We start from the raw sequence: 23,475 nt of genomic DNA, 5'->3' as shown, positions 1-23,475 counted from the left end.
TGGGTTACTTGGCGGCCGGCGGAACGGGCGTGACGGGTGTGAGCGGCCCCTTGCCGCTGAAGTACGCGATCAGGTTGTCCGCCGCGAGGTCGGCCATGGCGCGGCGCGTGGGCACGGTCGCGCTCGCGATGTGCGGCGTGAGCACGACATTGGGCACGGTCAGCAGGTCGGGATGAACCTTGGGCTCGCCCTCGAACACATCGAGGCCCGCCGCCGCGATGCGCTTCTCGCGCAGCGCCACGGCCAGCGCGGCGTCATCGACGATGCCGCCGCGCGCGATGTTCACCAGCGTGGCGGTCGGCTTCATCAGCGCGATCTCGGCGGCGCCGATGGTGTGGTGCGAAGCGGGCGAGTAAGGCACGACCAGCACGACGTGATCGGCGGTCTTGAGCAACTCCTCCTTGCTCACATAGCTGGCCTTGCAGTCGGTTTCGAGCGCCGCGTCGAGGCGCGAGCGGTTGTGATAGATCACCTTCATGCCGAAGCCATGCGCGCCGCGCTTGGCAATGCCCTGCCCGATGCGGCCCATGCCGATGATGCCGAGCGTGGCGCCGTGGATGTCGGAGCCCGCGAACATGTCGTAGCTCCACTTCTCCCACTTGCCGGCACGCAGGAAATGCTCGCTCTCGGTGATGCGGCGTGCGGTCGCCATGAGCAGCGCGAAACCGAAGTCGGCCGTGGTCTCGGTCAGCACGTCGGGTGCATTGGTGCCGAGCACGCCGTGCGCAGCCATCGCGTCCACGTCGAAGTTGTTGTAGCCCACGGCCATGTTGGCGCAGATCTTCAGGTCGGGGTTCGCGTCGAGCACGGCGGCATCGATGCGCTCGCTGCCGGTGGTGAAGGCGCCCTGCTTGCCTTTGAGCCTGGCGATCAGCTGCTCTTTGCTCCAGCTCTCGTCGGACTGGTTCGATTCGACCTCGAAATGCTGCGACAGGCGCTCGATGGTCTCGGGAAAGATCGCGCGTGCGACCAGGATCTTGGGCTTGCTCATGATGTGTGCACTCAGCGGAAGAAGATGAACGTGGAAATGACGAACAGCGGAACCAGGATGGCCACGGACCACGCCATGTAGCCGAAGAAGCTCGGCATGCGCACGCCGCGGCTCTCGGCGATGGCCTTGACCATCAGGTTGGGCGCGTTGCCGATGTAGGTGTTGGCGCCCATGAAAACGGCGCCGGCCGAGATGGCGGCAAGCGTGCTCGCGTAGGTGGTCATGAGCGCCGCCGGATCGCCGCCTGCGGTGTTGAAGAACACGAGGTAGGTCGGCGCGTTGTCGAGGAACGAGCTCAGCACGCCGGTGGCCCAGAAGTACATCGCGGGGTCGGGCTGGCCATCGGCGCGCGTCACGGCCGAGACGATGGCGCCGAACGGGCCCTGCGTGCCGGCCTTGAGCATCGCGATCACCGGGATGATGGTCAGGAAGATGCCCGCGAAGAGCTTGGCCACTTCGGCCATCGGCTCCCATTCGAACTGGTTGTCGGCGTGCACCTTGGGCGCGGTGAGCTTGTACGAGACCAGGGCGATCAGCAGCAGCCCCACGTCGCGCACCAGCCCCGGCAGCCCGACCTCGGTGCCGAACACGTCGAAGCTGACCGGCGATTTCCAGAAGCCGCTCAGCAACACCAACGCGACCACGCCGCCCAACAGCCAGAAGTTGGCAGCGCCATCGAAACCCAGGCGCTGTGTCTCGGGCGTCGTGGGCGTCGGGTCGACAGGCAGCACGCCTTCCTTGCGGTAGTAGTGACTGTCGATGGCATAGAACAGCGCCAGCAGCACGGCCAGGATGAAGAGCGTTTCGAAGAGGATGTTCTGCGCGGTCCAGAAGAAGCCCACGCCCTTGAGGAATCCGAGGAACAGCGGCGGGTCGCCCAACGGCGTGAGCGCGCCGCCCGCGTTGGAGACGATGAAGATGAAGAACACGATCACATGCACCTTGTGCAGGCGGTCGTCGTTGGCGCGGATCAGCGGCCGGATCAGCAGCATCGAGGCGCCGGTGGTCCCCATGAAGCTCGCGAGCACCGCGCCGATCGCAAGGATCGCCGTGTTGAGCCCGGGCGCGCCGCGCAGGTTGCCGCGGATGTGAATGCCGCCCGCCACCGTGAAGAGCGCCGTCAGCAGGATGATGAACGGGATGTACTCGGCCACCAGCGCATGCACGAGTTGCACGCCCGCCAGGCCCGCGCCGTAGGTGGCGGCAAAGGGCAGCAGGAAGGCCAGCGCCCAGGCGGCGGAAATCTTGCCGTAGTGGTGGTGCCAGAAGGCAGGCGCGAGCAGCGGCAGCAGCGCGATCGACAGCAGGATGCCGGCGAACGGCACGCCCCAGAGCGGCGAGAGCTGCGCACCGTCGAAGTCCGCGGCCGTGGCCAGCGTGGGCGCAAGCAGCAGCGCCAGCAGCCCGAGCCCGGGGACACGCCTCATGCCTCGATCTCGAACACCTGGCGCAGGTACGCCAGGTATTTTTCGTCCTCGCACATGTTCTTGGACGGCGTGTCCGACAGCTTGGCCACCGGCTGGCCGTTGCAGTTGATCATCTTGATGACGATCTGCAGCGGCTCGTAGCCCAGGTCGTTGGTGAGGTTGGTGCCGATGCCGAAGGCCAGCTGGCAGCGGCCGCGGAACTGCTGATAGAGCTCGATGGTGCGCGGCACCGTGAGGCCGTCGCTGAAGATCAGCGTCTTGGTGAGCGGATCGACCCGGTTCGCCACGTAGTGCGCCAGCATGCGCTCGCCCCACTGGAACGGGTCGCCGCTGTCGTGGCGGGCGCCGTCGAAGAGCTTGCAGAAGTACAGGTCGAAGTCGCGCAGGAAGGCGCTCATGCCGTACACGTCGGACAGCGCGATGCCCAGGTCGCCGCGGTATTCGCGCGCCCAGCTCTCGAAGCCGAAGATCTGGCTGTCGCGCAGCCGCGGGCCAAGCGCCTGGCAGGCCTGCAGGTATTCGTGCGCCATGGTGCCCAGCGGGATCAGGCCCAGCTTCATGGCGTACAGCACGTTGCTGGTGCCCGCGAGCTGCGGCAGCCGGGCGCCGGGCTTGGCCTGCATCGGCGGCGGCGTGACGGCACCCAGGCGCGAGTTCAGGGTGCGCAGCACCTCTTCGTGCCAGTCCTTCGAGAAGCGGCGGCGCGTGCCGTAGTCGGCGATCTTGAGGTCGGCCAGGCCCGCGTCCTGCAGCTGGGCGATTTTGGTCTCGAGGCGGCGGCGGCCTTCCTCGATGTCGGGCTTCTTCTGCGTGTTGCGGAAGTAGACCTCGTTGACGATGGCCAGCACGGGGATCTCGAACAGGATGGTGTGCAGCCACGGCCCCTGGATGCGGATCTCGAGCTCGCCCGAGGGCTGGGGAATGATGTTGATGTACTTCTCGTTGAGCCTGAACAGGCCCAGGAAGTCGACGAAGTCGCTCTTGATGAAGCGCATGGACCGCAGGTAGGCCAGCTCGGCATCGCGGAACTGCAGCGAACAGAGGCTGCGCACCTCGTCGCGGATCTGGCCCGCGAACTGCGCCAGGTCGACGCCGGGATTGCGGCACTTGAAGCGGTACTCGACCCGGGCGCCCGGGAAGTGATGCAGGACCACCTGCATCATCGTGAACTTGTAGAGGTCGGTGTCGAGCAGGCTGTGGATGATCATGGTCGTCGTCGGTGCGCGGTGTCTCAAACTTTTCGGCGTCCGCTCGATTATCACGGGCAGCGTCGGCCTCTGCCTACGGGGGCTGCACAGCACGTCCTACTGGCAGGGCGAATCGATCACGAGACATTGATTTCACGGCGGCAACACAGCCGCCGAATCAACCTCTCAAGGAGATTCGCAATGAACAAAGACACCATCGAAGGCAACTGGAAGCAGCTCAAGGGCAAGGTCAAGGAGCAATGGGGCAAGCTGACCGACGACGACTTCGATGTCATCGCCGGCAAGCGCGATCAGCTGCTCGGCCGCATCCAGGAACGCCACGGCATCAGCCGCGACGAAGCCGAAAAGCAAGTCAAGGACTGGGAATCGCGCGATGGCCGCACGGCCGATTCGCTCTGGTTCGAAAAGTCCTGATCAAGAAGCCGCTGGCCAATGCCGCCGCACCCAACCGAATTCAACAACCTCGAAGGAAAACTCCAATGAAAAAACACCTGCTCATGCTCGCTCTCGCTTCCACCTGTTTCGTCGCCACGCAAGCCAGCGCGATGACCGGTGATGAACACAAAGTCGCCAAGGAAAAGATCGAAGCCGACTACAAGGTCGCCAAGAGCCAGTGCGACACGCTGAAGGACAACGCCAAGGACGTCTGCCAGAAGGAAGCCAAGGGCAAGGAAGACGTGGCCAAGGCCGAACTCGAACAGCAGTACAAGCCCAGCGACAGCAACGCACGCAAGGTGGCAGAAGAGAAGGTGAAGGCCACCTACGAAGTCGCGAAGGAAAAGTGCGACGACCAGAACGGTGCCGCAAAGGATGCCTGCGTGAAGCAAGCCAAGGCTGACGAAGCCCAGGGCAAGGCCGAAATCAAGGCCATGAAGAAGTAAGCAGTTTCTGCCTGTTCAGCTGATCGGCGAATCGATCTGCTGTACGACAAAAGACCACGGCGCCCTCGGGCGCCGTTTTTTATTGGGATTAGGATTTCAGCGAATCGACCACGCGCTGCAACGCTTCGGGCAAAGGCACGGGCCGCTGTGTTTCACGGTCGACGTAGACATGCACGAAGTGGCCCTGCGCCGCCGCGGCGTCTGCACCCTCGGCGAACAGCGCGATCTCGTACCGCACGCTCGAGCGGCCCGCCTGCGCCACCCGGATGCCGGCTTCCACCGTCTGCGGGAACGCGATCGGGGCGAAATAGTTGCACTGGGTCTCGACCACGAAGCCGATGACCCGGCCCTGGTGGATGTCGAGCGCGCCGCGTTCGATCAGCAGCGCATTCACCGCCGTGTCGAACCAGCTGTAGTAGACGACGTTGTTGACGTGCCCATACATGTCGTTGTCGGCCCAGCGCGTCGGGATGCTGCGGAACGCGCGATAGCTGCTGCGGGAATTCGGCGTGGGTTTGGTGGCGGAGCTCATCGCGCGGCATTTTGCCAGCGGCGCCAATAGTCGAAGGCCACGCGGAAGGTGCCCAACTGCACCTGCACGGTCTCGGCGATGTCGCTGGCATAGCCGCCGGCCATGGCGAAAGCCGCGGGAATGCGGCGCTGCCAGGTCCAGTCGAACACGCGGCGGTCGCGCGCCTCCAGGCCGTCGAAGCTGAGCTTGAGGCGGCCGAGACGATCGCGCTCGAACGGATCGGCGCCTGCAAGGTAGATCACGAGGCCGGGCGAGAAACGGCGATCGAGTTCGTCCAGCGCGTGCTCGAGGGCGGTGAGGTAGTCGGCGTCGCCGCAGCCGTCGGGCAGTTCGACGTCCAGGTCGCTGGCTTCCTTGCGAAAGGGGAAGTTCTTCTGGCCGTGCATAGAGAGCGTGAAGACGCTGGCGTCGTTGCGGAAGATGCTGGCCGTGCCATTGCCCTGGTGCACGTCGAGATCGATCACCGCCACCTTCAGTTGCCGGCCGCTGCGGCCGTGCTCCGCCTGCATCAGACGGGCGGCCACCGCGGCATCGTTGAAGACGCAGAAACCGCCGCCCTTGTCGGCATAGGCGTGGTGCGTGCCGCCCGCCATGTTCGCTGAGATGCCGCCGGCGAAGGCTGCGCGACAGGCCGCGATGGTGGCGCCCGTGGAGCGGCGCGAGCGCTCGACCATCGCTTCGCTCCAGGGAAAGCCGATCTCGCGCATCGCCTGCGGGCTCACGCTGCCGTCGCTGATGGCGGCGATCCACTGCGGGGTGTGGGCCAGCGCCAGTTCGCCGTCGCTGGCGCGGGGAGCCTGGTCCATCTGAACGGCGGGCAGGTGCTCCTCCAAGCGGTCGCGCAGCAAGGCGTAGCGCGACATCGGGAAACGGTGCCCCGGCGGAAGGGGCAATACGAACTGGCCGGAATAGAAGGCGCGCATGACCCGCATTCTGCGATGCGAGCCCGTTTTAGAAAGCGGCCTCTAGATTGCTGCATCGCAGCAAAAACCCCTTGATCGCAAATCCCAGCTGCCTATACTTGAGGCCATGCTGCACCGCAACAAAGACGACGAGGCGCAGCGCAACGTGTATCGACCACCATCCTTCTGGAGATCCCAAATGGCCCTGACCGCTGACCAAATCCTCGCCGCCCAAAAAGCAAACCTCGAAACCCTGTTCGGCCTGACCACCAAGGCTTTCGAAGGCGTCGAAAAACTCGTCGAGCTGAACGTGACCGCATCGAAGGCCGCCCTGGCCGAAGCACAGAGCACTGCCCAGGCTGCCCTGAGCGTCAAGGACGCGCAAGAACTGCTGACGCTGCAAGCCAGCCTGTTCCAGCCCCTGGCCGAAAAGACCGCTGCCTACAGCCGTCACCTGTATGACATCGCCCAAGGCACCAGCTCGGAATTCTCCAAGGCTTTCGAAGCCAAGGCTTCTGAAGCCCAGCAAGCCTTCGTCGGCCTGGTCGACAGCGCTTCCAAGAACGCACCGGCCGGTTCGGAAACCGCCGTTGCCGTGCTCAAGAGCGCCGTGGCTGCCGCCAACAACGCATTCGAATCGGTCCAGAAGGCTGTCAAGCAAGCCTCCGACGTCGCCGAAGCCAACTTCAACGCCGTGTCGACGCAAGCCGTCGCCGCTGCCAAGACGGCCACCGCTTCGCGCAAGCGCTAAGCACTGACCACACCAGTTGTCTCCTTGGGTCCTCACGGATCCAATTCAGGGCCTCATCTTCGGATGAGGCCTTTTTTTTTGACCTGAGGAGGCTCTTCGATAATGGCCGGCTTATCTTCAGGAGACTTCAATGCAGATCGACGGCAAGGTTTTTATCGTGACCGGTGGCGCTTCGGGCCTCGGTGAAGGCGCGGCGCGCATGCTGGCCGCGAACGGCGGCAAGGTGGTGATCGCCGACATGCAGGCTGAAAAGGGCGAAGCCGTCGCCAAGGAGATCGGCGGCGTGTTCGTCAAATGCGACGTGAGCCAGGAAGCCGACGGCCAGGCCGTCGTTGCAGCCGCCACGAAGCTCGGCAAGCTGGTCGGCCTCGTCAACTGCGCGGGCATCGCGCCGGCCGAGAAGACCGTGGGCAAGAACGGCCCGCACGCCCTGGCCGTGTTCAGCAAGACCGTCACGGTCAACCTGATCGGCAGCTTCAACATGATCCGCCTTGCGGCCGACGCGATGAGCAAGAACGAACCCGAAGCCACCGGCGAACGCGGCGTGCTCATTTCCACCGCCTCGGTCGCGGCCTACGACGGCCAGATCGGCCAGGCCGCCTACAGCGCCTCGAAGGGCGGCGTGGTCGGCATGACCCTGCCCATCGCCCGCGACCTCGCCCGCAACGGCATCCGCAACATGACCATCGCCCCCGGCATCTTCGGCACGCCCATGCTCTTCGGCATGCCGCAGGAAGTGCAGGACGCGCTGGCTGCCAGCGTGCCCTTCCCCTCGCGCCTGGGCACGCCCGAGGACTACGCCAAGCTTGCGAAGCACATCATCGAGAACGACATGCTCAACGGCGAGGTGATTCGTCTGGACGGAGCGATTCGACTCCCTCCGCGCTGACACCCGGCGCCGGAGGCGGCACCGCCGTGCTGCCGGTGCGGTCCAGCCGCTCGTACTGGGCGATCACTTGCGCGCCCAGCAGCACGAGCGTGGCGGCGATCTCCAGGCTCAGCAACACCACGATCGCCGTGGTGAGCGAGCCGTAGACCACATTGACCTGCGACAAGGTCGAGAAGTACCAGATCAGCACCCGCCGCGTCGCCTCCCACAGCAGCGCGGCGGTCACGCCGCCCAGCAGCGCATGGCGCAGCGACATCCGGCCGGCCGGCATCACGAGGTACAGCGAAGTCAGCATGAAGATCTCGCCGCCCAGCCCCAGCAGGTACAGCAGCAGCCCCGATACGCCCGAAAGCGACCAGCTGCGCCCCAGCAAGTCGACGCTTTCCTGTCCCACCAGCTGAAGCGCGCCCGACACCAGCGTGACCAACAGCAGCCCCACGCACAGGCACAGGATGTAGATGTACGGCATGGCCACCGAGACCAAAAAGTGGCGCTTGTGGTCGGCCTTGCGGTGGTGAAAGATCACCGCCATGGCACTTTCGAGGATGCTGAAGGCCAACGAACTGAAGAAGATCATCGTCACCAGCAGCACCGGGCCCATCACGTCGCGGTGGTCGAGAAAGCTCGACAGCTCGGTCACGATCGCCTTCGACTGCCCCGGAAGCAGCCATTCGAGATACCGGCCGATGGTGCGCAGCAGTTCCGCCTGGTCGATGACATGCGAAATCGCGATCACGCTCACGATCAGCAGCGGCACGATGGACAGCAGCGCGTAGTACGCCACCGCCCCCGCGAGCAGAAGCCCCTGGTTGGCGCGAAAGGCCTTCAGCGCGTCCCAGATGAATCGGAACGGGTGCCGCAGCAGCGGCGCGGCGTGGTGCAATGGGTTGGGCGTCGTCATGCGTTGGGAAATCCGGATCGCAATCAGTATGCCGCCCCACCGCAATGGGCCGGCCGCTTGCGTATGATTTGCCGCTCTTCGCCTACATGACCATCCCCGCTTCATTCATCCAGGAACTCATCGCGCGCGCCGATGTGGTCGAAATCGTCGGCCGCTATGTGCCGCTCAAGAAGGCCGGCGCCAATTTCATGGGGCTGTGCCCCTTCCACGGCGAGAAATCCCCTTCTTTTTCGGTCAGCCCGACCAAGCAGTTCTATCACTGCTTCGGCTGCGGGGTGCATGGCAACGCCATCGGTTTTCTCATGGAGCACGCGGGCATGGGCTTCGTCGAGGCGGTGCACGACCTCGCCGGCCAATACGGCCTGCAGGTGCCGGAAGACGACGCCTCCCCTGCCGAGCGCGCCCGCGCCGCCAACCAGCGCCAGAAGCAGGCCACGCTGACCGACGTGCTCGAGAAGGCCGGCGAGTCCTACCGCAAGTCGTTGCGGCAGGCGCCCGGCGCCATCGAATACCTCAAGGGCCGGGGCGTTTCGGGCGAAGTGGCCAAGCAGTTCGGCATCGGCTATGCGCCCGCGGGCTGGCGGGCACTGGCGAGCGTGTTCCCCGACTACGACGATCCGCTGCTCGCCGAGAGCGGCCTGGTCATCGTCAACAACGAAGACGGCCAGCTCGACGAGAGCGAAGCCAAGCGCTACGACCGCTTCCGCGACCGCGTGATGTTCCCGATCCGCAACGTCAAGGGCGAGTGCATCGGTTTCGGCGGGCGCGTGCTCGGCGACGAAAAGCCCAAGTACCTGAATTCCCCCGAAACGCCCGTGTTCAGCAAGGGCCGCGAGCTCTACGGCCTCTACGAGGCGCGCGCCGCCTTTCGCGACCGCGGCTATGCGCTGGTCACCGAGGGCTACATGGATGTGGTCGCGCTCGCGCAACTGGGCTTTCCGAACGCGGTGGCCACGCTCGGCACCGCCTGCACGACCGAGCATGTGCAGAAGCTCTTCCGCTTCACCGAATCGGTGGTGTTCAGCTTCGACGGCGACGCCGCCGGCCGACGCGCCGCGCGCAAGGCGCTGGACGGCGCCCTGCCCTATGCCACTGACGTGCGCAGCATCAAGTTCCTGTTCCTGCCGGCGGAGCACGACCCCGACAGCTTCATCCGCGAACACGGCGCCGAGGCCTTCGCCCGATTCGTCGCCGAAGCCACGCCGCTGTCGCGCTTCATGCTCGAGGCCGCCCGCGAAGGCTGCGACCTGACCACCGCCGAAGGCCGCGCCCACATGACCAGCAACGTGCGCCCGCTCTGGAGCGCGATGCCGGACGGCGCACTCAAGCGGCAGCTGCTGAGCGAGATCGCCACGCTGGTGCAATTGGATGCGGCGGCGCTTTCGGATCTCTGGGCCTCCACGCCCGGTCCGCGCAAGGCGGCTTCCCCGCCTTCACCGCGCCACAGCGAATCGGGCGGCGACGGCGGGGACTATCCGGACATGCCGCCGCCCATGGAATATGAAGCGCCGCGCTATGAAAGCGATAGCAAGTCGCGCAAATTCGTCAAGGGCAAGCGTTGGGGTGGCAAGTACGAAGAGCCCATCGAGCCGTTGCGCGGACGCGGCAAGCCGCCCAGCCGGCCCGACGTGGCGGTGCGGCTGTTGCTGTCGAACATGGCGCAGTGGGACGCGCTCTCGCACGAACTCCATCTGATGCTGTGCGACCTGCCCGGACAACATGGCGCGCTCTTCACCTGGCTCGACAGCCAGTTGCACGAGCACGGCGTGCAACCCTGGGCGGCGCTGCGCGAAGGCATGCGGGGGCAGGATTTCGAAGCGCTGGCCGAGCGCCTCATGAACGTCGCCGACGCTGCCCCGGTCCCCGAGGGCGAGGAAGAACAGCACCTGGTCGACGCCGCCAAGGAGCTTTCCAGCGTGCTCGACTTCATGCTCGACGACCGCCTCAAGGCCCAGCAAAGCGAGGCCATCGCCGCGGTCGGAAAGGACCCGAAAGCGCTGGAGCGCTACAAGGCACTCGAGGCGCGGCGGCTGGAATTACGCAGCCGCCTGAGTCCGCGCGGTTCAGAAACCGCTTGAAATTTGGCAAAGACGCTATAATGTAGGGCTTCGCAACTGGCGAAATCAGACAAGAGCGACAGCAGCACCTCCGGGCCGACCCCTAGCGCAACGCACTCCAACGGTAAATTCCGGCGGAAAGGGTCAATAACCGCAAGGACTGCACACCAAATGTTCGCCCTACATCTTGTCTGCTGAGGAATTAATTTCCTCGTTCCCAATTGTTGTATGTCCGTGCCTGTGCGCGGGCTGTGGTGGCGCTGCCCGAATGGCAGTGCGCCTGTGATTTCCGCTTGTCCATTCTTGTCGTAACGAGGTCGTATGCCCAGTTCAAAGAAGCCTGCTATTTCACTTGCCAAAAGCGTCGCCAAAAAGCCTGTCGCAGAGAAACCGTTGAAAGCCGGCAAGACGCCGGCATCTAAGACGGGTGCCGCCGCGTCCAAATCGGCACCCGCAACGAAAGTGAAAACCGTGCCCACGAAAACGACCTCCCTCGACGATCCCAAGAAAGTCGCGGCTCCCGCCGCCAAGAAAGTCGGCCGTCCGCCCAAGGCTGCCGGTGCCGCCGCACCTGCCACCGGCGCCAAGCGCGGCCGCAAGCCCAAGGCCGGCAATGAAGCCGCCGAGAGCGACGTCGACCTGTCGGACATCGAAGAAGACCTGGCCGGCGACGAACCGGTGGTCGCCACGACCACCGAAGAAAAGGTCAAGCCGCTGCGCATGAAGATCAGCAAGGCGAAGGAACGCGCCTTGATGAAGGAGTTCGGCCTCGACGAGACCGTGCTCTCCGAAGAAGACCTGGCCAAGCGCCGCTCGCGCCTGAAGACCCTGATCACGCTGGGCAAGACCCGCGGCTACCTCACGCACGGCGAAATCTCCGACCACTTGCCCGACAAGCTGGTCGATGCCGAGACCATGGAAGTCGTGGTCACCATGCTCAACGACATGGGCGTGGCGGTGTACGAGCAGACGCCCGACGCCGAAACCCTGCTGCTGAACAACACCGCGCCCACCGCCACCACGGTGGAAGAAGCCGAGGAAGAAGCCGAAGCGGCCCTGTCCACGGTGGACAGCGAATTCGGCCGCACCACCGACCCGGTCCGCATGTACATGCGCGAAATGGGCACGGTCGAGCTGCTGACCCGCGAAGGCGAAATCGAGATCGCCAAGCGCATCGAAGGCGGCCTGATGGCCATGATGGAGGCCATCTCGGCCTCCCCCGCCACCATCGCCGAAATCCTGCGCCTGGCCGCTGAAATCCGCGAAGGCAAGGTCGTCATTTCGACCATCGTGGACGGCTTCTCGAACCCCAACGAGGCCGACGACTACGTGGCCGAGGAAGACTTCGACGAATTCGACGAAGAAGACGACGACGACGGCAAGGGCGGCTCCAAGGCCCTCACCAAGAAGCTCGAAGAACTCAAGCGCGAAGCGCTCGATCGCTTCGACCGCATCGCCGGCCTGTTCGAGAAGGTCCACAAGATCTACGACAAGGAAGGCTACGGCACGCCTGCGTACGTCAAGGCCCAGGAGGCCCTGTCCGAAGAGCTGATGACCATCCGCTTCACGGCCAAGACCATCGAGAAGCTGTGCGACCTGGTGCGCACGCAGGTGGACGACGTTCGCAAGAAGGAACGCGAACTGCGTCGCATCATCGTGGACAAGTGCGGCTTCCCGCAGGACGAGTTCATCCGCGACTTCAGCGGCTACGACAAGAACGGCAACCGCATTGCGTCGAACCTCTTGAACCTCAAGTGGGTCGAGAAGCAGGCCGCCGCCGGCAAGCCCTGGAGCGCCGTGCTCGCGCGCAACATTCCGCCGGTGCAGGAACTGCAACAGCGCCTGACCGACATCCAGTCGCGCGTGGTGGTGCCGCTCACGCAGCTCAAGGACATCAACAAGCGCATGAACGAAGGCGAATCGTCTTCGCGCGATGCCAAGAAGGAAATGATCGAGGCCAACCTGCGCCTCGTGATCTCCATCGCCAAGAAGTACACCAACCGCGGCCTGCAGTTCCTCGACCTGATCCAGGAAGGCAACATCGGCCTGATGAAGGCGGTGGACAAGTTCGAATACCGTCGCGGCTACAAATTCTCGACGTACGCCACCTGGTGGATCCGCCAGGCCATCACCCGCTCCATCGCCGACCAGGCGCGCACCATCCGCATCCCGGTGCACATGATCGAGACGATCAACAAGATGAACCGCATCTCGCGCCAGCATCTGCAGGAGTTCGGCTTCGAGCCCGACGCCGGCATCCTGGCCGCCAAGATGGAGATCCCGGAAGACAAGATCCGCAAGATCATGAAGATCGCGAAGGAGCCGATCTCGATGGAAACCCCCATCGGCGACGACGACGATTCGCACCTGGGCGACTTCATCGAGGACAGCAGCAACACGGCGCCCATCGAGGCCGCGATGCAAGCCGGTCTGCGCGACGTGGTCAAGGACATCCTCGACTCGCTCACGCCGCGCGAAGCCAAGGTGCTGCGCATGCGCTTCGGCATCGAGATGAGCACGGACCACACGCTGGAAGAAGTCGGCAAGCAGTTCGACGTGACCCGCGAGCGCATCCGCCAGATCGAAGCCAAGGCGCTGCGCAAGCTCAAGCATCCGTCGCGTTCGGACAAGCTGCGCAGCTTCATCGACACGCTTTAAGCGACACGGCTTTCCCGGCACCTGCGATGGTGCCGGCATCGCCCGAAAAAAAGGCCCGGAACCGCACGCAAGCGGTTCCGGGCCTTTTCTTTTGCCGATGGGCTCAGAGCGCCGCGAGTCCCTCCACCAGCGCTTCGCGGTTCAGCTTGCGCTGTTCGCCGCGCGACCACGAAAAGATGTCGTAGCCGTTGCTGTAGAGCACCGTGCCGTCGGGTGCGAGATCGAAATGCGCCACATGCGATGCAACCACGCGCGGACTGGCGCGCCGCCCTTCCTGCGCGATCAGCTGCCACGAGCCCGGCACCAGGTTGCCTGCGTACTGCGGGTCGTTGCGCACCTTCGACAGCTCGATCATCCGGCCGTGCAGCCACAGCTGGCCCAGGTCCTGGTCGAGCTCGGGCGTGCGCGGTCCGCCGGCCGAACGCAGCGGCTCCTTGCCGTAGATCATCGAGAAGAAATTGAGATACCCGAAGATCGCCTTGCCCAGGCGCAGCGGCATCATCAGCGTGTCTTTCACCGCGCCGCCCGCGCGCTCGTGCGCGGGCTTTTCCACCGGCCGGCGAATGGCGTAGAGCGTGCCGTCGGCCGCGATGCGCGGGGCGATGAAGTCCCATTTGGGGTCGTCGAGCAGGCTGTCCATCTGGGCGCTCTTGTAGTCCAGCCAGTTCACCGTCGAATGCGCCATCGCGACCACGACACCGTTGGTCGGATGCCGCGCCACGCCGCACGACTGGTAGACCAGCGTCGAGGCCGAACCCGGCATCACGGCCGGCGCGGCGTCCAGGCTGTCGCCACCGGTGATCGCGCCCTTGGCGTTGCCCTCCTCGTCGAACACTTCCAGCTGCGCGGTGCCGTCGGGCAGGCCGACGGCCAGCACCAGGTGGCGGGTCTCGGGCACCCAGGTCAGGCCGAGCACCGGCGCCTGCTGCCGGTGAAAGAGACGGATCTCGCGCTTGTCGTCGAGCTCGTAGCGGAACAGGCCGATGCTGCGCCCCACGGTCAGCACGTAATAGATGGTGCGCGGCCCGCCGCGGCAGACGTGCAGGAAGCGCGCCGGCGCCATCGCGCCGCCCGGGCCGCCGCGGCCCCAGAGCGATGCGCCCGAGAGCATGCCCGTAGACTCCTCGCGCTCGGCGTGTTTCCAGGAGGTGGTGCGGCGGCTGTCTGCCTCGCGCTGGAGCAGCTCGCGGGCGAACGGCGATTCGATCTGCACCGGCGCGGCGTCGCCGCTGCGCAGCCACAACTCGCCCCGGGAGATCGACAGGAATTCCGAAATCATTCTTTCCCTCCTTCTTCTTTCTTCAACGCATGCAGGCGCGCAGTTTAGTGGCCGGGGACGGCGGCAGCATTTCGGCGCGTCTGCTACGCTTGCACGCTTTCGGTGCGCACCTCGCGCGCCCTTTTCTTCTCCCATCCCAAGCCATGAATCCCGACGCCGACAAACTCTGGCAGGCCCCGCGTTGGGCGCTGGCCGTCCTGCTGGCGGTGCTCGGCATGCTCGGGCCGTTTTCCATCGACACCTACATCCCGGCCTTCTCGGGCATCGCGCATTCCATCGGCGCCACGCCCGCCGAGATGCAGCAGACGCTTTCGGCGTACCTCTTCGGCTTCGCGTTCATGAACCTGTTCCACGGCGCGCTGTCGGACAGCTTCGGCCGCCGGCCCGTGGTGCTGTGGGGCCTTGCCGTATTCACCATCGCCTCGCTGGGCTGCGCGCTGTCGCAGACCATCACGCAGCTGGTGCTGTTCCGCGGACTGCAGGGCCTGTCGACCGGTGCGGGCATCGTGGTTTCGCGTGCGGTGATCCGCGACATGTTCCCGCCCGCCGAGGCGCAGCGGGTGATGAGCCAGGTCACGATCTATTTCGGCGTGGCGCCGGCCATCGCGCCGATCATCGGCGGCTTCCTGTTCGTGCATGCGGGCTGGCACGCGGTGTTCTGGTTCCTCGTGGCCGTGGGCGTGGTGCTGTTCGTGGCCAACTACAAGCTGCTGCCCGAGACGCTGCATCCCTCGCACCGCCAGTCGTTCCACGTGCGGCACCTGATGCGCGGCTACTGGGACCTGTGCTCCGACCCGCGCTTCCTGCTGCTCGCGCTCGCGAGCGGCGTGCCCTTCAACGGCATGTTCCTCTACGTGCTGGCCGCGCCCGCATTCCTGGGCGACCACCTCGCGCTGCAGCCGCAGCAGTTCTTCTGGTTCTTCCTGCTGACCATCGGCGGCATCATGCTCGGCGCGCGCGCCAGCGGCCGCATGGCCGGCAAGGTGACGCCCAAGCGCCAGATCCGCGACGGCTTCCTCATCATGCTGGTGACCTCGGTGGTCAACGTGGTGGCCAACTTCTTCTTCGACGCGCACGTGGCCTGGGCGCTGTGGCCGCTCGCGGTGTTCGCCTTCGGCTGGGCGCTGATGGTGCCGGTGGTCACGCTGCTGGTGCTCGACCTGCACCCCGAGCGCCGCGGCATGGCATCGTCGCTGCAGGCGGTGATCGGCTCGACCGCCAACGGCGTCGTGGCCGGTGCCATCGCACCGCTGGTGATGCACTCCACATTCGCGCTCGCCGCCACCTCCACGCTGATGCTCGGCATCGGGCTGGTCGCCTGGGTCTGGCTGCATGGCCGCTGGCCCGAGATCGGCCGCAGCCTCGCCAACGAAAGCTGAGAAGGTGTGAACGAATCCGCCATGCCCGCTCATCCCGCCCAGACACACCCGCTCGGCGTTGCAAATGCTCGCCATAGCCCGAGCTATGGCTGCGCTTTGCGCCTTGATCGGGCGAGCCTGAGCGGGCTGCTCGGGCACGCCGAATTCATTCACACCTTCTGAAAGGAACGCAGCGATGCGGCTCTCCGCAGTCCTGACCTACGCGCGCGCCTGGTTGCCGGGCCGCACCGCCGTCGACATGCGGGAGCGCCTGCGCGCCGTATGCGGCGCCGCCATCGGCCTCTTCGTCACCGCGGTGCTGTGCCGGTGGCTGGCCGGCCCGCTGGGCAGCGCCGTCTGGCTGATCGCGCCGCTGGGCGCCAGTGCCGTGCTGGTGTTCGCGGTGCCCGCGAGCCCGCTCGCGCAGCCCTGGTCGGTGATCGGCGGCAACACGCTGTCGGCCGTGGTCGGCATCGCGAGTGTGAGCTTCATTCCCGACCCTGCCCTCGCCGCGGCCATCGCGGTGGCCGGTGCCATCGGCGTGATGTTCTTCGCGCGGTGCCTGCATCCGCCGGGCGGCGCGGCGGCGCTGCTCGCGGTGCTCACGCACACCACGCATTTCTCGTCGGCGCTCTTTCCGTTCTTCACCAATTCGCTGCTGCTGGTGCTGGCCGGCGTGGCCTACAACTCGCTCACCGGCCGGCGCTATCCGCATGTGCAGGTGGCGCAGCCGCCGCGCGCGGACGCCCGCTTCAGCCAGGCCGACATCGACGCGGTACTGGCCCGCTACAACCAGGTGCTGGACATCAGCCGCGACGACCTCGAATCGCTGATCCAGCAGACCGAGCTCGAGTCGTACAAGCGGCGCCTTGGCACGCTCGATTGCGGCGACATCATGTCGCCCAATCCGATTTCGGTGGAGTTCGGCACGCCGCTGCAGGAGGCCTGGGCCCTGATGCACGAGAAGCGCATCAAGGCGCTGCCGGTGACCGACCGCACGCGCCGCGTGGTGGGCATCGTCACGCAGGCCGACTTCTTCCGCCAGCTCGACCTGCAGCACCACGAAGGCATCGCGGGCCGGCTGCGCGACCTGATCCGCGCCACGCGCACGGTGGTATCGAACAAGCCCGAGGTGGTCGGACAGATCATGACGCGGCAGGTGCGCGTGTCCAGCGCCGACCGGCCCGTGGTCGATCTCGTGCCGCTCTTCTCCGAAGGCGGCCACCACCATATCCCCATCATCGATGGTGAAAAGCGCCTCACCGGCATGATCACGCAGTCGGATTTCGTGCGCGCCCTCTACCGTGCCGTCCGGCCGGAGAACTGAACCCTTTTGATTTCACCAAGGAGCGCGCATGGCCTGGGTCGTATTGCTGGTGGCGGGTCTGCTTGAAATGGGCTGGGCCATCGGCCTCAAGTACACCGAAGGATTCACGAAGTTCTGGCCCTCGGTCGGCACCGCGGCCTCGATGATTCTCAGCATCGTGCTGCTGGGCTGGGCGATGCGCTCGCTGCCCGTGGGCACGGCCTACGCGGTGTGGACCGGCATCGGCGCCGTGGGCACGGTGATCCTGGGCATCGTGCTGTTCCACGAGCCGGCCAACGCGGCGCGCCTCGCCTGCGTGGGGCTGATCGTGGCGGGCATCCTCGGGCTCAAGCTCACGAGCCCGGCCTGAATCCGGCGCCCTACTCCAGCACGACGTTCGCCTTCTTCACGAGCGCCGCATAGCGCGCGGCCTCGCTGCGGAAGTAGCTCGCGGCCTCTTCGGGCGAGGTGGGCTTGATGACGTTGCCCTGCTTGTCCATCGCCTCGCGCACCTCGGCGCTGGTGTAGGCCGCCACCACGGCGGCATGCACGCGCTTGATGTCGGCCGCCTGCATCTTCGGCGGCCCGATCACCGCGAACCAGCCTTCGACGACGTAGTTGGGCAGGCCCTGCTCCGCGATCGTCGGAATGTCCGGTGCGGCTGGCGAGCGGACCGGTCCGCAGACGCCAATGGCGCGCAGCGCGCCGCTCTTGATGTGCTGCTGCACCGCGGGCAGCGCGACCACGCCGATCTCGACCTGCCCGGCCATCATGTCGGTCACCATCGGGCCGGTGCCCTTGTAGGGAATGTGCCGCGCCTTCACGCCCGCCTCGTCCATGAACATCTCGCCGGCCAGGTGAATGATGGTGCCGTTGCCCGACGAGGCGTAGTTGTAGCCCTCCGGCTTGGCACGCAGCAGCGCGACCAGTTCCTTCACGTTCTTCGCGGGCAGCTTGGGGTTGACCATCAGCACCAGCGGCGTCGCGCCCACCACGCTGATCGGCGTGATGTCGGTGATGGCATCGAAGGGCATCTTCTTGAACACGCTCGGGTTGATCACATGGTTGTTCGACACCATGCCCAGCGTGAGCCCGTCGGGCGCCGCCTTCACGATGGCCGCGGTGCCGGTAATGCCGCCCGCGCCCGGCATGTTCTCGATCACCACCGGCTGGCCGAAGGCCTTGCCGAGTGCGACCGACGCGGCGCGCACGATGTTGTCCACGCCCGAGCCGGCGCTGATCGGCAGGATGAAGCGGATCGGTTTGTCGGAGCCCTGCGCGAACGCGGGGAACGCGGCCAGCGCCGCGGTGCTGGCGCCGAAGCCCAGCAGCGTGCGGCGGTTCATCGGGAAAAAGTTCGTGGTGGTCATGGTCTTGTCTCTCTTTATGGTTTTGAAGAATCGCCGGCTTCAGCTCACGGCCGCGTCGGCATGCATCGCCTCGACCTGTGCATCGCCGTAGCCCAGTTCGGCCAGCAGCTCGCGCGTGTGCTCGCCCAGCGTCGGCGGATGCAGCCGCACGCCCAGGCGCTCGCCGTCGAGCGTGATGGGGAACAGCGTCGTCTGCGCCATCTGCCCTGCGCGCTCGCCGTCGGGAAGGCGAATGTCCGCGAGGCCGCCGGTGGCCTTCAGGTGCGGATCGGCATACAGGTCTTCGGGCCGCGTGATCGGCGCGAACGGCAGGCCGCGCGCTTCGAAGATCGCCGACAGCTCCGCCGCCGAACGGGCGGCGAGCCGGACGCGCAGGTCGGCCAGCAGCGTGGGACGCAGGCGCACGCGGTCGTTGTTGGTGCGCAGCGCCGGGTCGGCCTTCAGGTCGTCGAAGCCGAGCGCGTCGCAGAACACCGTCCACTGCGCATCGCTCACCGCGGCCAGGAAGATCTGCTCGCCGTCTTTCACGGTGAACACGTCGTACAGCGCCCAGGCCGAGATGCGCTCGGGCATCGGCGCCGCGGCCTGCCCGGTGATCGCGTACTGCAGCATGTGCTGCCCGACCAGGAACACGTTGTTCTCGAACAGTGCCGACTGCACCTCCTGCCCCTTGCCGGTTTCCGCGCGCTGCATCAGCGCGGCGATGGCGCCGATGGCGCCGAACATGCCGCCCATGATGTCGTTCACGCTCGTGCCCGCGCGCAGCGGATCGCCCGGGCGGCCCGTCATGTAGGCGAGCCCGCCCATCATCTGCACCACCTCGTCGAGCGCCGTTCGATGCTCGTACGGACCGGGCAGGAAGCCCGTGTGGTTCACATACACCAGCCGCGGATTGAGCTTGCCCAGCGCGGCGTAGCCCAGGCCGTACTTGTCCATGGTGCCGGGCCTGAAGTTCTGCGCCACCACGTCGGCGGTGGCGCACAGGCGCAGCGCCGCCTCGAGCCCCTGCGGGTTGCGCAGGTCCAGCGCGATGCTTTTCTTGTTGCGGTTGAACATCGGGAAGAAGCCCGCACCCGCGCCCAGCAGGTGCCGCGTGCGGTCGCCGTCGATCGGCTCCACCTTGATGACCTCCGCGCCCAGGTCCGCCAGCACCATGCCGCAGGTCGGGCCCATCACCATGTGGGTGAACTCGACCACGCGGATGCCGGCGAGCGGCAGGCGCTTTTTCTCGGTTGTCGCGGCGTTCATGCGGCCACCTCTCGGGCTGCGGCCGTCGGCACGAAGGTCTTCGGGAAGCCCGCGCGCCACACCGTGCCCTGCAGCGTCTCGCCGTCGAGCCAGCCGGCCACGCGCTTGCGCAGGTCGAGCAGTTGCTGCAGGTCGACGCCGGTTGCGACACCCATGCTCTCCAGCATGAAGACCAGGTCTTCGGTATCGACGTTGCCGCTCGCGCCGGGCGCGTGCGGGCAGCCACCGATACCGGCCAGGCAGGCATCGAAGCGCGTGACGCCGACCTCCAGTGCCGCGTAGACGTTCGCGAGCCCGAGGCCGCGCGTGTCGTGGAAATGGCCGCACCAGAGGCGGTCGCCCGCGATGCGCAGCGCGCGTTCGAACAGGCTGCGGACCATCGCGGGATCGGCGTAGCCCACGGTGTCCGCCAGGCTCACGCGGTCGGCGCCCGCGTCGAGCAGCGCCTGCATGAGGCGCAGCACTTCATCGGGTTCGACATGGCCCTGGATCGTGCAGCCGAACGCCGTACCTACACCTCCGTCGATCAGCGTCTTCGAACCCGCCGCATCGCGCGCGGCACGCATGCGGCCGACCTCGGCCACCACCTCGTCGGGCGTCTTGCGCAGGTTGGCCAGGCTGTGCGCGTGGCTCGCCGAGAGCGGCACCATCATCAGGTCGGCCTCGCCCGCGATGGCGCGCTCCGCGCCCTTGAGGTTGGGCACCAGCACCGAGGCGAAGAGCCCCGGCAGCGTCTTCGCATAGGCCAGCAGCTCTGCCGTGTCGGCCAGCTGCGGCAGCAGGTGAGCCGGCACGAAGGAGCCGACTTCGATCTCGCGCTGGCCGGCCGCGTGCGCGTCGCGAATCCATTCGAGCTTGTGTGCGGTGGGCAGCACGCGGGCGATGCTCTGGAGCCCGTCGCGCAGCCCCACTTCGCGAACGACCGCGCGGGGCGGCAGGAAAGCGTGAATCAATTCTTTGTCTCCGTCGTGTGGGGTACGGCGTCGATGTTAGAAGTTCCGATTCGGTCCAGAAGGTATATTTTGGAAGCCATTTGCTTCCAGAACGGAACATCATGAGAGACCTCGACCTGATCACCCTGCGCCTGTTCGTCGCCGTCTGCGAAACCCGCAGCATCGCGCGCGCCGGCGAGCAGGCCAGCATCGTCGGCTCGGCGATCAGCAAGCGCCTCGCGCAGCTGGAAGACACCGTCGGCACGCCGCTGCTGCTGCGCAAGCGCCGCGGTGTGGTGCCCACGCCCGCCGGCGAGACCTTGCTGGAGCACGCCCGCGCGATGCTCGGCAGCGCCAACCGCATCGAGCGCGACATGGCGGCCTACGCGGGCGGCGCGCGCGGGCATGTGCGCATCCTGGCCTCGGCGTCCGTCATGGCCGAATCGCTGGCCGAGGACGTGGCCGGCTTCCTGAAGGACCCGGCGCACCGCAACATCCGGGTCGACATGGAAGAGCGCGTGAGCCCCGAGATCGTCCGGGGCATCCGCGAGGGCATCGCCTCCATCGGACTGTGCTGGGACGCCGCCGATCTCGAAGGGCTGGAGCGGCGCGACTACCGCTCGGACCATCTCGCGATCGTCGCGCACCCCTCGCACCCCGTGGCCCGCCACGAGGCGGTGCGCTTCGAGCAGGTGCTCGACCACGAATTCGTCGGCATGCCCGCGCTGAGCGCCGTGCAGCTGATGCTCGCGCGCGAGGCGGCCGTGGCCGGCAAGCCGCTCGTCTACCGGGTGCTGGTATCCAACTTCGACGCGGCGCTGCGCGTGGTGCGCGCCGGCCTGGCCATCAGCGTGGTGCCGGCGGAAGTCGCCCGGCCGTTCGCAGACGCCTTCGGGCTGCGCCTGATGCCGCTCACAGACGACTGGGCCCGCCGCCGGTTCGCGATCTGCTTCCGGAGCGAGGCGGCGCTGTCGCCCTCGGCGCAATTGCTGGTTGCGCACCTCGAGCGCTGCGCCACCGACCGGCGGTCGGACGGCTGATTCGTCCGATAACGGAAACGATCCATTGCGATGGCGATGGTTTTTGTTTCGTTTCGTGCAACCTAACATCCGGTCTGTTCGCTGTCACCTTCATCCAACCGACCGAAAGACCCGCCATGTTCCGCAGAGCCCTGATTTCCGCCGCTACCCTTTCCGCCACCTTGGCGCTCGCACCCCTGGCCGCCCAGGCCGCCGAGCCGCTCAAGCTCGACGTGTACAACCCCGGCGCCAAGTCGATGTTCCCGGTGTCGTCCGAGCTCATCACCGGCCAGACCGATGCCGTGCTGATCGACGCGCAATTCCAGCGCAACGACGCCGAGGCGCTGGTGCAGAAGATCAAGGCCAGCGGCAAGAAGCTGACCACTGTCTACATCAGCCACAGCGACCCCGACTACTACTTCGGCCTCGACGTGATCCAGGCCGCCTTTCCCGACGCGAAGATCCTCGCCACGCCGCAGACGGTGGCCGCGATCCAGGCATCGAAGGACGGCAAGCTCGCGCACTGGGGCCCGATCTTGAAGGACAACGCACCCAAGGCGGTGGTCGTGCCGCAGCCGCTCTCGGGCGACAGCCTGGAGCTCGAAGGCCGCAAGATCCAGATCGTCGGGCTCGACAGCCCCACGCCCGAGCGCACCTTCGCGTGGATTCCCTCGCTGAAGGCCGTGGTCGGCGGCATTCCGGTGTCGGCCAACATCCACGTGTGGATCGCCGACACGCAGACGCCCGCTTCCCGCAGCGACTGGCTCAAGACGCTGGGCCACATCGAAGCCCTGCATCCCAAGACCGTGGTGCCCGGCCACTACCTGCCGAACGCGAACGGCAGCGCGCCCTACACCGTCGCCTCGGTGAAGTTCACCCGCGGCTACCTGCAGGCCTTCGAGACCGAAGCGAAGAAGGCCAAGGACTCCGCCGCGCTCATCGCCGCGATGAAGAAGCGCTACCCGAAGCTGGAAGGCACCTCATCGCTCGAACTGGGCGCCAAGGTCATCAAGGGAGAAATGAAATGGCCGCAGTGAACGACACCCCGAACGCGGCCACGCTGCACTACATCTTCGATCCGATGTGCGGCTGGTGCTACGCCGCGGCGCCGCTGGTCGATGCGGCGCGCAGCGTGCCGGGCCTTGCGGTCGAGTTCCACGGCGGCGGCATGATGACCGGCGCGAACCGCCGCGCGATCTCGCCGCAGTGGCGCGAATACGTGCTGCCGCACGACCGGCGCATCGCCGAACTCTCCGGCCAGCCGTTCGGCGAGGCGTACTTCGAGGGACTGCTGCGCGACACCGGCGCGGTGATGGACTCCGAACCGCCGACCACCGCGATCCTTGCGGCCGAGTCGCTGCGCGCGGGCGGGGGCCTCGACATGGCCCATCGCCTGCAGCGCGCGCATTACGTCGAAGGCCGGCGCGTGGCCGACGTCGACGTGCTCATGGCCCTGGCCATCGAACTCGGCTTCGATGCCGAAGCTTTCGCATCGGCTTTCGCACGCCTGTCCGGCGAAGCGACTTCGCAGCATTTCGCCGCGAGCCGCCAGTTGCTGCAACGTTCGGGCGGACAGGGTTTTCCGACTTTCGTGCTGGCGCAGGCCGACGGCACTGCAAGCCGGATCGACATCGGCCCCTGGCTCGGCCGGGCCGAGGACTGGAAGGCGCACCTCAAGGGGTTCGTCGCTCCCTCGCAGCTTGCCGGGGCGGCCGCGGCTGCATCGACGGCACCGACGTGCGGCCCCGACGGCTGCGCGATCTGAA

At 66.4% G+C, this 23,475-nt stretch carries 21 protein-coding genes and 1 pseudogene; 12 read left to right on the top strand and 10 right to left on the bottom strand.

The genetic code is table 11. The features are described from left to right. Positions 1–4 precede the first annotated feature (4 nt). The 3 genes from M2282_RS16055 to pncB are packed head-to-tail and all read right to left on the bottom strand — an operon-like array spanning position 5 to position 3,626. Positions 5–991 carry a 2-hydroxyacid dehydrogenase gene (locus tag M2282_RS16055; protein WP_280809784.1) on the bottom strand — a complete coding sequence of 329 codons (987 nt, stop codon included), beginning with the start codon at positions 989–991 and terminating at the stop codon, positions 5–7. An 11-nt stretch (positions 992–1,002) separates the two neighbouring features. Then, entirely contained in the window at positions 1,003–2,418 is a 1,416-nt protein-coding gene (locus tag M2282_RS16050) for a sodium:proton antiporter (protein WP_280809783.1), read from the bottom strand. After that, positions 2,415–3,626 carry a nicotinate phosphoribosyltransferase gene (gene pncB, locus M2282_RS16045; RefSeq protein WP_280809782.1) on the bottom strand — a complete coding sequence of 404 codons (1,212 nt, stop codon included), beginning with the start codon at positions 3,624–3,626 and terminating at the stop codon, positions 2,415–2,417. The genes M2282_RS16050 and pncB overlap by 4 nt, the downstream gene beginning before the upstream one ends. A 180-nt stretch (positions 3,627–3,806) precedes the next feature. Here pncB and M2282_RS16040 point away from each other — a divergent pair, with 180 nt between their 5' ends. Both M2282_RS16040 and M2282_RS16035 read left to right on the top strand, forming a co-directional pair. Continuing rightward, complete coding sequence (locus tag M2282_RS16040) at positions 3,807–4,040, top strand: CsbD family protein (protein WP_176658504.1); 234 nt, start codon at positions 3,807–3,809, stop codon at positions 4,038–4,040. 65 nt (positions 4,041–4,105) lie between these two features. Continuing rightward, entirely contained in the window at positions 4,106–4,507 is a 402-nt protein-coding gene (locus M2282_RS16035; protein WP_280809781.1) for a hypothetical protein, read from the top strand. An 88-nt stretch (positions 4,508–4,595) separates the two neighbouring features. On the opposite strand, the gene M2282_RS16030 is transcribed toward M2282_RS16035, so the two are convergent. Continuing rightward, positions 4,596–5,039 (bottom strand): acyl-CoA thioesterase, encoded by a 444-nt coding sequence (locus M2282_RS16030; protein ID WP_280809780.1) that lies wholly within the window; start codon positions 5,037–5,039, stop codon positions 4,596–4,598. Continuing rightward, positions 5,036–5,962, bottom strand: a complete 927-nt coding sequence (locus M2282_RS16025) for a histone deacetylase family protein (protein WP_280809779.1) — start codon at positions 5,960–5,962, stop codon at positions 5,036–5,038. The genes M2282_RS16030 and M2282_RS16025 overlap by 4 nt, the downstream gene beginning before the upstream one ends. A 178-nt stretch (positions 5,963–6,140) precedes the next feature. Between M2282_RS16025 and M2282_RS16020 the strand changes: the two genes are divergently transcribed. Both M2282_RS16020 and M2282_RS16015 read left to right on the top strand, forming a co-directional pair. Continuing rightward, complete coding sequence (locus M2282_RS16020; protein WP_280810040.1) at positions 6,141–6,692, top strand: phasin family protein; 552 nt, start codon at positions 6,141–6,143, stop codon at positions 6,690–6,692. A gap of 130 nt (positions 6,693–6,822) precedes the next feature. Next, on the top strand, positions 6,823–7,581 hold the full coding sequence (locus M2282_RS16015) for a 3-hydroxyacyl-CoA dehydrogenase (protein WP_093434280.1): 759 nt from the start codon (positions 6,823–6,825) through the stop codon (positions 7,579–7,581). Here the strand turns inward: M2282_RS16015 and M2282_RS16010 are convergent. Beyond that, complete coding sequence (locus M2282_RS16010) at positions 7,529–8,482, bottom strand: YihY/virulence factor BrkB family protein (protein ID WP_280809778.1); 954 nt, start codon at positions 8,480–8,482, stop codon at positions 7,529–7,531. The two genes, M2282_RS16015 and M2282_RS16010, sit on opposite strands and share 53 nt — an antisense overlap. A gap of 86 nt (positions 8,483–8,568) precedes the next feature. Here M2282_RS16010 and dnaG point away from each other — a divergent pair, with 86 nt between their 5' ends. Both dnaG and rpoD read left to right on the top strand, forming a co-directional pair. Beyond that, a complete protein-coding gene (gene dnaG / locus M2282_RS16005) occupies positions 8,569–10,560 on the top strand; it encodes a DNA primase (RefSeq protein ID WP_280809777.1) in 1,992 nt (663 codons plus the stop codon). A 300-nt stretch (positions 10,561–10,860) separates the two neighbouring features. Continuing rightward, a complete protein-coding gene (rpoD, locus tag M2282_RS16000) occupies positions 10,861–13,197 on the top strand; it encodes an RNA polymerase sigma factor RpoD (protein ID WP_280809776.1) in 2,337 nt (778 codons plus the stop codon). A 103-nt stretch (positions 13,198–13,300) separates the two neighbouring features. Here rpoD and M2282_RS15995 read toward each other — a convergent pair whose 3' ends face one another. Continuing rightward, the gene (locus M2282_RS15995) at positions 13,301–14,476 is read right to left on the bottom strand and encodes a hypothetical protein (protein ID WP_280809775.1); all 1,176 of its coding nucleotides are present in this window, start codon (positions 14,474–14,476) and stop codon (positions 13,301–13,303) included. Positions 14,477–14,619: 143 nt separating this feature from the next. Between M2282_RS15995 and M2282_RS15990 the strand changes: the two genes are divergently transcribed. The 3 genes from M2282_RS15990 to sugE all read left to right on the top strand — a co-directional run bounded on the left by M2282_RS15990 (position 14,620) and on the right by sugE (position 17,510). Next, the gene (locus M2282_RS15990; protein WP_280809774.1) at positions 14,620–15,855 is read left to right on the top strand and encodes a multidrug effflux MFS transporter; all 1,236 of its coding nucleotides are present in this window, start codon (positions 14,620–14,622) and stop codon (positions 15,853–15,855) included. Between the two features lie 175 nt (positions 15,856–16,030). Further along, entirely contained in the window at positions 16,031–17,161 is a 1,131-nt protein-coding gene (locus M2282_RS15985) for an HPP family protein (RefSeq protein WP_280809773.1), read from the top strand. Positions 17,162–17,189: 28 nt separating this feature from the next. Further along, the gene (sugE, locus tag M2282_RS15980) at positions 17,190–17,510 is read left to right on the top strand and encodes a quaternary ammonium compound efflux SMR transporter SugE (protein WP_280809772.1); all 321 of its coding nucleotides are present in this window, start codon (positions 17,190–17,192) and stop codon (positions 17,508–17,510) included. Between the two features lie 10 nt (positions 17,511–17,520). Here the strand turns inward: sugE and M2282_RS15975 are convergent, their stop codons facing one another. From M2282_RS15975 to M2282_RS15965, 3 genes are read right to left on the bottom strand one after another with little or no spacing between them, the layout of a single operon-like run. Continuing rightward, the gene (locus M2282_RS15975; RefSeq protein ID WP_432422906.1) at positions 17,521–18,510 is read right to left on the bottom strand and encodes a Bug family tripartite tricarboxylate transporter substrate binding protein; all 990 of its coding nucleotides are present in this window, start codon (positions 18,508–18,510) and stop codon (positions 17,521–17,523) included. 39 nt (positions 18,511–18,549) lie between these two features. Next, complete coding sequence (locus tag M2282_RS15970; protein WP_280809771.1) at positions 18,550–19,758, bottom strand: CaiB/BaiF CoA transferase family protein; 1,209 nt, start codon at positions 19,756–19,758, stop codon at positions 18,550–18,552. Then, entirely contained in the window at positions 19,755–20,711 is a 957-nt protein-coding gene (locus M2282_RS15965) for a hydroxymethylglutaryl-CoA lyase (RefSeq protein WP_280809770.1), read from the bottom strand. Before M2282_RS15965 ends, M2282_RS15970 begins: the two co-directional genes overlap by 4 nt. Before the next feature lie 101 nt (positions 20,712–20,812). Here M2282_RS15965 and M2282_RS15960 point away from each other — a divergent pair, with 101 nt between their 5' ends. The 3 genes and pseudogenes from M2282_RS15960 (at position 20,813) to M2282_RS15950 (ending at position 23,474) form a co-directional block, all read left to right on the top strand. Then, complete coding sequence (locus tag M2282_RS15960; protein WP_280809769.1) at positions 20,813–21,730, top strand: LysR family transcriptional regulator; 918 nt, start codon at positions 20,813–20,815, stop codon at positions 21,728–21,730. Positions 21,731–21,846: 116 nt separating this feature from the next. Further along, positions 21,847–22,740, top strand: a pseudogene (locus M2282_RS15955) (MBL fold metallo-hydrolase); the annotation flags it as partial. Next, on the top strand, positions 22,734–23,474 hold the full coding sequence (locus tag M2282_RS15950; protein WP_280809767.1) for a DsbA family protein: 741 nt from the start codon (positions 22,734–22,736) through the stop codon (positions 23,472–23,474). The pseudogene M2282_RS15955 and the gene M2282_RS15950, both read left to right, overlap by 7 nt. Position 23,475 lies beyond the last annotated feature (1 nt).

Source organism: Variovorax boronicumulans (assembly GCF_029892485.1).
Lineage (GTDB): Bacteria > Pseudomonadota > Gammaproteobacteria > Burkholderiales > Burkholderiaceae_C > Variovorax > Variovorax boronicumulans_B.
The sequence above is the reverse complement of the archived record's forward strand: the minus strand, read 5'-3'. Positions and strand labels throughout refer to the sequence as shown.